Source organism: Rhodococcus koreensis, from assembly GCF_017068375.1.
GTDB classification, from domain to species: domain Bacteria; phylum Actinomycetota; class Actinomycetes; order Mycobacteriales; family Mycobacteriaceae; genus Rhodococcus_F; species Rhodococcus_F koreensis.
Genome location: NZ_CP070609.1, coordinates 2,908,302 through 2,920,311 on the forward strand (window position 1 = coordinate 2,908,302; position 12,010 = coordinate 2,920,311).

The 12,010-nt window shown below is 68.0% G+C and carries 8 protein-coding genes; all 8 read right to left on the reverse strand.

The annotated features are described in order from the left end of the window. Window positions 1-100: 100 nt before the first annotated feature. Window positions 101-1,573 carry a pyruvate kinase gene (pyk, locus tag JWS14_RS13460; RefSeq protein WP_206013483.1) on the reverse strand — a complete coding sequence of 491 codons (1,473 nt, stop codon included), beginning with the start codon at window positions 1,571-1,573 and terminating at the stop codon, window positions 101-103. 18 nt (window positions 1,574-1,591) lie between these two features. Continuing rightward, entirely contained in the window at window positions 1,592-4,495 is a 2,904-nt protein-coding gene (aceE, locus tag JWS14_RS13465; RefSeq protein ID WP_206013484.1) for a pyruvate dehydrogenase (acetyl-transferring), homodimeric type, read from the reverse strand. A 60-nt stretch (window positions 4,496-4,555) separates the two neighbouring features. Further along, window positions 4,556-5,281, reverse strand: coding sequence for an aspartate/glutamate racemase family protein (locus tag JWS14_RS13470; protein WP_072951021.1), 726 nt, complete (start codon window positions 5,279-5,281; stop codon window positions 4,556-4,558). Window positions 5,282-5,293: 12 nt separating this feature from the next. Continuing rightward, window positions 5,294-6,817: an NCS1 family nucleobase:cation symporter-1 gene (locus JWS14_RS13475; protein ID WP_072951018.1), complete on the reverse strand. Its 1,524-nt coding sequence runs from the start codon at window positions 6,815-6,817 to the stop codon at window positions 5,294-5,296. Between the two features lie 206 nt (window positions 6,818-7,023). Further along, window positions 7,024-8,367: an allantoinase AllB gene (allB, locus tag JWS14_RS13480; protein WP_072951016.1), complete on the reverse strand. Its 1,344-nt coding sequence runs from the start codon at window positions 8,365-8,367 to the stop codon at window positions 7,024-7,026. Further along, complete coding sequence (locus tag JWS14_RS13485; protein ID WP_206013485.1) at window positions 8,360-9,757, reverse strand: NAD-dependent malic enzyme; 1,398 nt, start codon at window positions 9,755-9,757, stop codon at window positions 8,360-8,362. The genes allB and JWS14_RS13485 overlap by 8 nt, the downstream gene beginning before the upstream one ends. A gap of 44 nt (window positions 9,758-9,801) precedes the next feature. Then, complete coding sequence (gene alc / locus JWS14_RS13490) at window positions 9,802-10,857, reverse strand: allantoicase (protein WP_206013486.1); 1,056 nt, start codon at window positions 10,855-10,857, stop codon at window positions 9,802-9,804. Then, on the reverse strand, window positions 10,854-12,005 hold the full coding sequence (locus tag JWS14_RS13495; protein ID WP_206013487.1) for a glycerate kinase: 1,152 nt from the start codon (window positions 12,003-12,005) through the stop codon (window positions 10,854-10,856). Before JWS14_RS13495 ends, alc begins: the two co-directional genes overlap by 4 nt. Window positions 12,006-12,010: the final 5 nt, after the last annotated feature.

The window sequence follows — 12,010 nt, forward strand, 5'->3', positions numbered from 1 at the left end:
ACGATGCGAAAACACAGTTTCGTATCTTGACATAGAGAAAACCGTGTCCATCGAGTTCTGTCAATAGCGGACGGCCGTACGGTTACAACGTCACATCCCTTCAGTGGTCTTCCTCGCCGATTCGGTGGACGTGGATCAGGTTGGTCGAGCCGACGGTGCCCGGCGGCGATCCCGCGACGATGACGACGAGATCGCCCCGCCGGTACCGGCCCAGGCCGAGGAGCGCGTGGTCGACCTGGTGGATCATCTCGTCCGTCGACGCGACGGGGTCGACGAGGAACGTCTCGGTCCCCCACGTCAGCGCGAGTTGAGCACGCACTGCCGGGAGCGGCGTGAACGCCAGCAACGGCAGCGGTGTGTGCAGGCGCGCCATCCGGCGCACCGTGTCACCCGATTGGGTGAACGCGACGAGCGCCGCGGCGCCCAATCGTTCCCCGATGTCGCGGGCCGCATAGGACAGGACTCCGCCCTTCGTGCGGGGCACGTGCCCCAGCGGCGGAACGTGCGTGGACCTCTCCTCCACCGCGCTGACGATCCGGGCCATCGTGCGGACAGTTTCCATCACATGCTTGCCGACGGACGTTTCGCCCGACAGCATCACGGCATCGGCACCGTCGAGAACGGCATTGGCCACGTCGGACGCCTCGGCGCGGGTCGGCCGCGAATTCTCGATCATCGATTCCAGCATCTGCGTCGCGACGATCACGGGTTTCGCATTCTCGCGGGCGACCTGGATGGCCCGCTTCTGCGCGAGCGGCACCTGTTCGAGGGGCAACTCCACGCCCAGATCGCCGCGGGCGACCATCACCGCGTCGAATGCGAGCACGATCGCCTCGAGGTTGTCGATCGCCTCCGGTTTCTCGAGTTTCGCGATCACCGGGACCCTGCGGCCGACCCGGTCCATCACGGCATGGACGAGTTCGATGTCAGCCGCCGACCGCACGAACGACAGCGCGATGAGGTCGACACCGAGACCCAGCGCGAACTCGAGGTCGGCGATGTCCTTGTCCGACAGCGCCGGAACCGACACGTTCATCCCCGGCAACGACACACCCTTGTTGTTGCTGACCGGACCGCCCTCGGTGACCCGGCACACCACGTCGTTGCCGTCGACGCCGGTGACGACCAATCCGATCTTGCCGTCGTCGACGAGCAACCGGTCACCCGGCCTGGCATCCTCGGCCAACTGCTTGTAGGTGGTCGACACGCGGTCGTGGGTGCCCTCGCACTCGTCGACGGTGATCCGCACGACATCACCGTCCGACCACACGGTGCAGCCCTCCGCGAAGCGCCCCAACCTGATCTTCGGGCCCTGCAGGTCGGCGAGGATGCCGACCGCTCTACCGGTGCGTTCGGATGCATCCCGCACCCGGTTGTAGTTCGCCTCGTGATCGGCATGGTCGCCGTGGCTGAAGTTGAGCCGGGCGATGTCCATTCCGCAGTCGACGAGTTCGCGTATGCGATCGCCGGTGGCCGTCGCGGGCCCGAGGGTGCACACGATCTTCGCGCGCCGGGCCGACGCGGCATCCTGCTGGCCGGACACCAGGAGATCTTCGGAAACTGTTGCTGTCATGGGATTGTCGATTCCGTTCTAGGCACTGCCGGTATCGGCATAGGAGACGGCGGCGGCGCGGACGTCGTCGATGCGGTACTTCGTGGCGGCTTCGACGGCCTTGGAGCGGTCGAGGGTGCCTTCGCCGGCGAGGGCGGACAGGACGGCGACGACGATGGATTCGGCGTCGACGTTGAAGTACCGGCGGGCGGCGGGGCGGGTGTCGGAGAACCCGAACCCGTCGGTGCCGAGGGTGGTGTACGAGCCGGGGACCCACTGGCGGATCTGGTCGGCGACGGCGCGCATCCAGTCCGAGGCCGCCACGAACGGGCCGGCCGCATCCGACAGCGCCTGGGTGACGTAGGGCAGCGGGGCGTCGGTGCCCGGGTCCCGCAGCGCCTGGCGTTCGGATTCGATGCCGTCGCGGCGCAGTTCACCCCAGGAGGTGACCGACCACACGTCGGCGGCCACACCCCACTCGTCGGCGAGCAGCTGCTGGGCCCGCAGCCCCTCGGGCATGGTGACACCGGAGACCAGAATCTGGGCCCTGGGCGCGGAGCCTGCGGAGTGCCCGTGTTGAAGCGCGGAGCCTGCGGAGTGCCCGGTTTCAGGCGCAGAGCCTGCGGAGTGCCCGTGTTGAAGCGCGGAGCCGCCCGAGGCCTCGGACTTCTTGAACAGGTACAGGCCCTTGAGCAGGCCGTCGACGTTCAGGTCGGCGGGTTCGGCGGGCTGGGAGTAGGGCTCGTTGTAGAGGGTGATGTAGTAGAAGATGTCCTCACCACCGAACCCGTCCACCCCGTCGGTGCCGCCGTACATCCGGCGCAGCCCGTCCTTGACGATGTGCGCGATCTCGTAGGAGAACGCCGGATCGTAGGCCACCGCCGCCGGGTTGGTCGAGGCCAGCAGCAGCGAGTGCCCGTCGGCGTGCTGCAACCCTTCCCCGGTCAGGGTGGTGCGGCCGGCGGTGGCACCGAGCACGAACCCGCGGGCCATCTGATCGGCCGCCGCCCACAGGCCGTCGCCGGTGCGCTGGAACCCGAACATCGAGTAGAAGATGTACAGCGGGATCATCGGCTCACCGTGCGTGGCGTAGGAGGTGCCGACCGCGGTGAACGAGGCCGTCGAGCCGGCCTCGTTGATGCCCTCGTGCAGGATCTGCCCGATCTCGGACTCCTTGTACGCCAGCATCAGCTCCGCATCCACCGCCGTGTACAGCTGCCCGTTACGGTTGTAGATCTTGAGCGAGGGGAACCAGGAGTCCATCCCGAAGGTGCGGGCCTCGTCCGGGATGATCGGCACGATCCGCTTCCCGATCTCCTTGTCCCGCAACAGCTCCTTCATGATCCGCACCAACGCCATGGTGGTCGCGACCTGCTGCTTACCGGACCCCTTGCGGACCACGTCGTAGGTCGAATCCGCCGGCTGCGGCAACGGCGCCGCCGTGGTCCGCCGCTGCGGCAGGAACCCGCCCAGCGCCTTGCGGCGATCCAGCATGTACTGGATCTCCGGGGCATCGGGGCCGGGGTGGTAGTACGGCGGCATCTTCGGGTTCTTCTCCAACTCGGCGTCGGAGATCGGGATCCGCTGCAGGTCCCGGAAATTCTTCAGATCATCGAGGGTCAGCTTCTTCATCTGGTGGGTGGCGTTGCGGCCCTCGAAGTGCTTACCCAGGGTGTACCCCTTGATGGTGTGCGCCAGGATCACCGTCGGCTGACCCTTGTGCGCCATCGCCGCCGCGTACGCGGCGTAGATCTTGCGGTAGTCGTGGCCGCCGCGTTTGAGGTTCCAGATGTCCTGATCCGAGAGGTTCGCGACCAGCTCCTTCGTCCGCGGGTCCCGGCCGAAGAAGTGCTCCCGCACATACCCGCCGTCGTTCGCCTTGTACGTCTGGTAGTCGCCGTCCGGGGTGACGTTCATCAAATTGACCAGGGCGCCGTCCCGGTCCGCGTGCAGCAGCGCGTCCCACTCGCGGCCCCAGACCACCTTGATCACGTTCCAGCCGGCGCCGCGGAAGAACGACTCCAACTCCTGGATGATCTTGCCGTTGCCGCGGACCGGGCCGTCGAGGCGCTGCAGGTTGCAGTTCACCACAAACGTCAAATTGTCGAGGCCCTCGGTGGCCGCCACATGGGCGAGGCCGCGGGATTCGGGTTCGTCCATCTCCCCGTCACCCAGGAACGCCCACACGTGCTGGTCGGCGGTGTCCTTGATGCCGCGGTCGTGCAGGTAATGGTTGAACCTGGCCTGGTAGATGGCGTTCATCGGGCCCAACCCCATCGACACCGTCGGGAACTCCCAGAAATCGGGCAGCAACCGCGGGTGCGGGTACGACGGCAACCCGCCACCCTGGTCGGTGTGCGAGTGTTCCTGCCGGAACCCGTCCATCCGCTCCGCCGGGATCCGCCCCTCCAAAAACGCGCGCGCGTAGATGCCGGGGGAGGCGTGGCCCTGGATGAAGATCTGATCGCCACCGCCGGGATGGTCCTTGCCGCGGAAGAAGTGGTTGAACCCCACCTCGTACAGCGCCGCGGAGGAGGCGTAGGTGGAGATGTGGCCACCGACCCCCACCCCGGGGCGCTGCGCGCGGGTCACCATCACCGCCGCGTTCCACCGGATGAACGCCCGGTACCGGCGCTCGACCTCCTCGTCGCCGGGGAACCACGGCTCGTTCTCCGTCGGGATGGTGTTCACATAATCGGTCGACGTCAACGCCGGCAGAGCGACGTGCTTCTCCCCGGCCCGCTCGAGCATCCGCAACATCAGATACCGGGCACGAGTCGGACCGGACCGGTCCAACAAACCATCGAACGATTCCAACCACTCCGTGGTCTCATCCGGATCGATATCCGGCAGATACGACGCAACACCCTCACGGATGACGTGGGAGCCCGCGCGGGGGCGGTCGGCGGAGGTGGTGGTCTGTTCGAGCAAGGGATACTCCATCGTTGCGGGCGCGGGGTCGGGCGCCTGTGTGTCCGCCCGGGGTGAGGGCGGTGTGAATGACTAGGGCTTCGCGAGCGGCCATCCCGTGATCCGCTTGGGACGCGGGGGCGCGTACGTGCGCACCTTCGAGGTCGAGAGTCCCAACCCTACAAGAGATTCCGCCAATTTCACAGCGGCACTGACTCCGTCGACCACGGGAACACCGGTGCGCTCACGGATTTTGTCGTCGAGTCCGGCCATGCCGCCGCAGCCGAGGCAGATCACCTCGGCCTTGTCTTCACGCACGGCGGCTTCGGCTTCGTCGACGATCGCCTCGATCGTGCGTTCGGGGTCGGTTTCCAGTGCGAGGACGGGCAGACCGCTGGCGCGCACGCTCGCGCACTTGGCGTCGAGACCCGCGAGCCGGAGCCGGTCTTCGATGAGCGGCACGGTTCGGTCGAGGGTGGTGACCACGGAGTACTTGTGCCCCAGCATCATCGCGATGCTCGCGGAGGCCTCGGTGATGTCGACGACGGGGACGTCGAGCAGTTCCTGCAGACCCTCCCTGCCGTGTTCGCCGTATCCGGCCTGGATCACCGCATCGTAGGGTTCGGGGTACGACCGCACCCGGTCCATCACCGCGATCGCGGCGAGGTAGCTCTCGAAGTTCCCTTCGACGGATTCGGCACCGATCTCCGGTGTGAGCCCGACGATCTCGGTTCCGGGTGCTGCCGCGGCCTCGGCCTGCTTGGCGATGGCGTCGGTGATGGACGTGGTGGTGTTGACGTTGACGACGAGAATGCGCATCGAAATCTCCTGTCAGTGGTCGCCGTGGCCGCTGTCCACGGCGATCGACTCGCCGGAAGCGTCCACGTAGTGCCGGGTCCGGTCGCCGACGACGGCGTAGATGGCTGCCGCGAGACCTGCTCCGATGAACCACGAGAAGGGGGCGACGAGATGGAAGGCGGGGACGATCGCGAACAGGGTGCTGACCACGGCGGCGGGAACGAGGGCATAGATCGCCCGCAGATTGAATCCCTTGCGGTAGTAATAGGTTCCGGTGGGGCTGTCCGAGTAGAGGGCGGGGACGTCGACCTTGGTGCGGCGGATGAACCAGTAGTCGACGAAGATGATGCCGAACAGGGGTCCGAGGACGGCGCCGAGGCCACCGAGGAAGTAGTTGATCACCACCGGGCTGTCGTAGAGGTTCCAGGGCAGCAGGACCACGCCGATGCAGGCGCTGATGATGCCGGCCTTGCGGAAGCTGATCTTCTCGGGGGCGAGGTTCGACAGGACGTACGACGGTGCGACGAAGTTCGCCATGACGTTGACGGCCATCGTGACGATGACGAGCGCGAGGCAGGCCAGCGACAGGAACAGGGTGTTCGGGATCGCGGCGACGATGTCGGTGGGGCTGTCGATGATCGTCCCGTCGATCTGGAACTGGGCGCCGCACAGGATGAACGCGATGACGGCGAACGCGAGGACGTTGACGAACAGGCCCCAGAAGTTGCCGCGCACGACGGCGGTCTTCGACGGGGAGCGTCGCGAGAAGTCGCAGAAGTTGAGGATCAGGGTGCCGTAGATCGACATCCACAGGGCCGCGCCCGCGAAGACCTGCCGCCACATCTCCCCGCCGGATGCGGGCTTGTCGGACGCCCAGGCGACGGAGAAGTCGGTGCGGAACAGCATCCACAGCGCCAGGGAGCCGACGGTGACCAGGATCAGCGGGCCGGCCAGGCTCTCGAATTTGCGCACGGCCTCCATCCCGTAGACGAGGACGACGATCTGGATCGCCCAGATCCCGATGAAGCAGATCCATCCGAGGCTGGACAGTCCGAGGATCGAGTTCTGATCGAATCGGCCGAGGGACGGCGCCACGGCGACGAGGAAGATCCGGAAGACGATCGACGCGAGGTAGGTCTGGATTCCGAACCAGACGATCGCGATGATCGCGCGGACGACCGCGGGGATCTGGGCCCCGCGGATGCCGAAGCTGATCCGGCTCATCACGGGAAACGGCACGCCCGTCTTCTGCCCCATGAATCCGGCGTAGGTCATGGCGACGCAGACGATGACCGCGCCGATCATGAGCGACAGGATCATGTGGCCGCCGCCGAGTCCGAGCGCGAACAGGCCGATGGCGAACGAGTAGTTGGCGATGTTGTGGACGTCGTTGGTCCACAGCGTGAAGATGCTGTAGGAACCCCAGCGACGGCCTGCGGCCTTCGTCGGTGCCAGGTCCGCGTTGTAGAGTTTCGGACTCGTCGTCGTGTGACGGCCGGCGGCGGCAGTGTGGTCGACGGTGGTGGTGTGCCGCGAGACTGTGTCGTCTATGAGCATGTGCCTGTCCTTGCGTGGCGGCGAACTAACTTCCGTATCACGGAAAGCTTGTTCCATTGGTCCCTCCAAGTGTGAGCCAGGCAACAGTGGCCGGTCAATGATTTCCGCAGGATATATCTTGGTGCCGCACCGCCCCGAACACGACAAACCCGCTGCCGCACTGGATATTTCGTTCCAGTGCGACAGCGGGCGGGGTCGCGGCGGGGTCAGGCCAGTCCGCGACTGAGCAGCCGTCCGCGGGGTGCCTCGTCGAGGTCGATCCGTTTTCCGGCCAGCCAGGTGCTGCGCACGACGCCGGCGAGGGCACGCCGGTCGTACGCGGAGACGGGATTCTTGTGCTGCAGGGCGGCCACGTCGACGACGAAGGCCTCCTCCGGCGCGAACACCGCGAAATCCGCCGCGTACCCGAGCGCGATGTGCCCTTTCGTGTTCAGCCCGACCTGCTCGGCGGGGTTCTCCGCCATCCACCGGACCACGTCGTTCAGGGTGTGCCCGCGACGCTTGGCCTCCGACCACACCGCGGACAGCGACACCTGCAGCGACGCGATGCCGCCCCACGCGACCCCGAAGTCGCCGATGTCGAATCGTTTGAGGTCCACCGTGCACGGGGAGTGGTCGGTGACGACGCAGTCGATCACACCGTCGGCGAGGCCCTGCCACAGCAGTTCCCGGTTCCCGGCTTCACGGATCGGCGGGCAGCACTTGAATTGCGTTGCTCCCGAGGGAATTTCCTCGGAGACGAACGACAGGTAGTGCGGGCACGTCTCCACCGTGAGCTTCACGCCGTCCTTGCGGGCCGACGCGATCATCGGCAGCGCGTCGGAGCTCGACAGGTGCAGGATGTGCACCCGGCACCCCGTCCACCGGGCCAGCTCGATGACCTCCGCGATGGCGAGATTCTCGGCGCCCCGCGGCCGCGAGTCGAGGAAGTCGGCATAGTTCTCGCCGCCCGGTGACGTCGCGCGGTCGATCGCGTGTGCGTCCTCCGCGTGCACGATCATCATCGCGCCGAAACTCGCGATCTCCTTCAGCGCCAGTTCGAGCTCCGCCGGATCCAACGGCGGGAACTCGTCGACGCCGGAGTGCAGCAGGAAGCATTTGAACCCGAACACGCCCGCGTCGTGCAGGGCACGCAGGTCCGGGACGTTGCCCGGCACGGCGCCGCCCCAGAACCCGACGTCGACGTAGGCCTGATCGGACGCGACCCGGCGTTTGACGTCCAGGGCCGCGGCGTCGACGGTCGGCGGGATGCTGTTGAGCGGCATGTCGACGATCGTGGTCACCCCGCCGGCGGCCGCGGCGCGGGTCGCGCTCGCGAAACCCTCCCATTCGGTGCGGCCCGGCTCGTTGACGTGCACGTGGGTGTCGACGAGACCGGGTATCAGCACTTCGTCGTCGCCCAGTTCGACGACGACCTCGGCGTCGAGTTGGGCCCCGTACGGTTCGATGACGACGATCCGGCCGTCGCGCACGCCCACACTGCGCGCGACCTCCCCTGCCGAGGTGATCACCCGCGGGGCACGGAACAGCAGATCGAGCGGATCAGACATCGTCGTCACGACCTGCGCCGGCGACACCACGCACCGCTGCCGCCACGGCCGGGGCGACGGCCGCGTCGAACACGCTCGGCACGATGTAGGTGGGGTTGAGCTCCGACGGGGACACCGAATCGGAGATCGCCCGGGCGGCGGCGATGAGCATGTCGTCGGTGATCTCGACGGCGTGGGCGTCGAGCAGACCCCGAAACACGCCCGGGAATGCGAGCACGTTGTTGATCTGGTTCGGGAAGTCGGACCGACCGGTCGCGACGACGGCAGCGTGCTGTCCGGCGGCGACGGGATCGACCTCGGGGACCGGATTCGCGAGGGCGAACACGATCGAGTCGGGACCCATCGTCGCGATGTCGTCGCCCGTCAGGATGTCCGGTGCCGACACACCGATGAACACGTCGGCACCGGCGAGGGCATCCTGCAGCGACCCGGACCGGGCCTCGGGATTGGTGTTGTTCGCGATCCACGAGCGGAACGAGTCGGACGTGTCGTCGGGCGAGAGGATCCCGTTCCGACCGCACGCCACGATGTTCGTCGCCCCCTGCGCGACCAGCAGGCGGATGATCGCGTGCCCGGCGGCGCCGACACCGGAGACCACGATCTTCACTGTGTCGAGGCTCTTCTCGACCACCCGCAGCGCATTGGTGAGTGCGGCGAGGACCACGATGGCCGTGCCGTGCTGGTCGTCGTGGAACACCGGGATGTCCAGCATGTCGCGGAGCCGGGCCTCGATCTCGAAGCAGCGCGGGGCGGAGATGTCCTCCAGGTTGATTCCGCCGTACACCGGGGCGAGGGCCCGCACGATCTCGACGATCGCGTCCGTGTCCTGGGTGTCCAGGCACACCGGCCACGCGTCGACGTCCGCGAACTGCTTGAACAGGGCCGCCTTGCCCTCCATCACGGGAATCGACGCGGCGGCACCGATGTTGCCCAGCCCCAGCACCGCCGAACCGTCGGAGACGACCGCCACGGTGTTGCGCTTGATCGTCAGTCGTCGTACGTCCTCGGGGTTCTCGGCGATCGCGGTGCAGACCCGGGCGACACCGGGCGTGTACGCGCGGGACAGGTCGTCGCGGTGCTTGAGCGGAACCTTCGGCACCACTTCGAGTTTCCCGCCGAGGTGGAGCAGGAACGTGCGGTCGCTGACCTTGCCCACCACGACGCCGGGCACGTCCGCGATCGCGGACGCGATCTGCTCGGCGTGCTCGACGTCGGACGCGTCGCAGGTCACGTCGATGACCATGTGGTCGGGGTGGCTCTCGACCACGTCCAACGCGGTCATGGCGCCCTTCACGGAGGCCACCGCCCCCGCGAGGGTCGACGTGGTGCCTGCGCCGACCGGGGCCGTGACGCGAACGGTGATGGAGTAACCGGGACTGGGGTTGGGCATGGGTGTTTCCTCGGGTTCGTCGAAGGAGTAGGGAGTGCGCTCGATCAGCGGGGCGCCTGGTCGGCGACGAGTGCCTGATGGGTCTGCGGAAGCGCGTCCCACCAGGTGCGTCGCGTCTCCGCCAGTGCCGTCTCGTCGAGATCGCCGAACAGCCGCAGCCGGGACAGGCCACCGTCGGGGTAGACGTCGAGTCGCAGGTGGGTGGCCGCGGCGGCGGCGTCCAGAACGAACCGGTGCCGGGTGTCGGGTTGCACGGCCGTGCGCGGCAGCAGTTCCGTCCAGGCGCCCTCGTCCGCGATGTCGGCGGTGCGCGCGTCGGCGGTGCTCAGCCGCACCCAGCCCGGCGCGTTCCCTACGTAGTAGCTGGTGTCGATCTCGACGTGCCGGGGGCGACCGGCCGCGGCGAGCGAGAACACGGCGAAGTCGTTGCCGCCCCCGCGCCGCCGGGAGTTCTCCCAGCCCTCCCCCATGTTCCGGGCCCGGCCGGGAAGGATGATGTTGGCGGGCGAGGCGTAGAACGCGTCCGAGCAGCCGACGAGGCGGCCACCGTTCTCCGCGGCCAGCAGGTCCACGGTCCCGTCCAGGAACCGGGGGTCGGGCACGACCTCACCGTGTACACGCAGACGCGCGACGCCGCCGTCGGGGTAGATCGAGAGGCGTACGTGCGTCCAGCGGTGCCGGTCGGCGACCGCGTACGTGTTCTCCTTGTGTCCCTCGGCCGGGGACTTCTCGACGATGGTCTGCCAGTCCGCCTTCATGACGTCCTCGATGGACGGATAACCCTCGATCGACGCCGCCTCGATGGAGACGAAGGGCGGGTAGTTGCCCTTGAAGTGCGCGGTGTCCACGACGACGCCGTGGATGATGCCGGCGGAACCGAGGCGGACGATCGCGTAGTCATGGCCGTCGTCGCGGCGGCGGCGGGTCTCCCAGCCGTCGTAGACCTTGCCCTTGTGCCCGAAGTCCGCGGGGTCGAAGAACGGGGCCTCCGCCTTGATGAGGTTCTCCCGCTGCGCGAACAGTTCGTCGTTGGCGGCGGAGACGCTCCCGCCGAGGGCTCGCGAGGCGAGGTCGGGCAGGGCGGTGAAATCGGAAGTCATGATTCTCCTCGTGTGCTGAGTGTTGCGAGTTCGTCGGACGATGCGGCGATCGTGCGGCCGATCCGGCGCAGGAGTTCCGCGGCATGTCCGATCGATCGGTGAAGGTCCGGTTCCAGGTCCGCGAGCGCGTAGGCCGCGGAGATGCCGGAGCTGTGTAATTGTGCGTCGCTGAGCTGATTTCGGCCGCAGACGGCGAGGACGGGGATTCCCGCCCTCCGTGCCTCGGTCGCGACGCCGATCGGGGCCTTGCCGTGCAGGCTCTGCTCGTCCAGCGACCCCTCGCCGGTGATAACGAGGTCGGCGGCGGCGAGTCGCCCGCGGAAGTCGACGAGGCCGAGGACCGTGTCGATGCCGGGCCGGATGTCCGCACCCAGAACCGAGATCGCGCCGAACGCCGCCCCGCCCGCGGCGCCCGCCCCCGCGGCCCGGCTGTCATCGCGGCCCGTCGCGGCGCGCACGACCTGCGCCCACCGGGTCATCGCGTCCTCGAGAACGACGAGTTGTCCGGCCGCCGCGCCTTTCTGGCCCGCGTACACGGCGGTGGCGCCGCTCGGGCCGAGGAGCGGGTTGTCGACGTCGCAGGCGAGCCGGAAGTGCGCCGCCCGCGCCGCCGGGTGCAGACCGGTGACGTCGACCCGGGCGGCGTGGCGCAGTGCCGCCCCGCCCGGTGCGACGTCCCTGCCGTCGGCGTCGAGAACACGCACGCCGAGAGCCTGCAACAAGCCGGCACCGCCGTCGGTTGACGCGCTGCCCCCGAGACCGACGATGATCTCGCGGACTCCCCCATCCAGCGCGTGCCTGACGACGGTGCCGAGTCCGAATGTACTGGCACCCAGTGGGTCCGGAGCACCGCCGGGGAGCAGGACCAGGCCTACCGCCGACGCCAGCTCCACCACCGCGGTCGAACCGCGCACCGCGTACGACGAGGTCACGGGCAGCCCCGTCGGTCCCGTCGTGTCGACCGGCACCGGGGTCCATCCCGCGGCGACGGCGGCCGCGACCGTGCCGTCGCCGCCGTCCGCCACCGGAACGCGATCGATCACCCAGGACGGTGCACCGGCGACGAGCCCGTCGGCGAGAGCGTCCGCGACCTCCGCCGCGGTGAGGGACCCCTTGAACTTGTCGGGTGCGACCAGGACACGTGTCACGGTGT

What these genes read in the sequence shown, in the direction of transcription:
- pyk (WP_206013483.1), bottom strand. Translation starts at nt 1,573, where the DNA reads ATGACAGCAACAGTTTCCGAAGATCTCCTGGTGTCCGGCCAGCAGGAT.
- aceE (WP_206013484.1), bottom strand. Translation starts at nt 4,495, where the DNA reads ATGGAGTATCCCTTGCTCGAACAGACCACCACCTCCGCCGACCGCCCC.
- JWS14_RS13470 (WP_072951021.1), bottom strand. Translation starts at nt 5,281, where the DNA reads ATGCGCATTCTCGTCGTCAACGTCAACACCACCACGTCCATCACCGAC.
- JWS14_RS13475 (WP_072951018.1), bottom strand. Translation starts at nt 6,817, where the DNA reads ATGCTCATAGACGACACAGTCTCGCGGCACACCACCACCGTCGACCAC.
- allB (WP_072951016.1), bottom strand. Translation starts at nt 8,367, where the DNA reads ATGTCTGATCCGCTCGATCTGCTGTTCCGTGCCCCGCGGGTGATCACC.
- JWS14_RS13485 (WP_206013485.1), bottom strand. Translation starts at nt 9,757, where the DNA reads ATGCCCAACCCCAGTCCCGGTTACTCCATCACCGTTCGCGTCACGGCC.
- alc (WP_206013486.1), bottom strand. Translation starts at nt 10,857, where the DNA reads ATGACTTCCGATTTCACCGCCCTGCCCGACCTCGCCTCGCGAGCCCTC.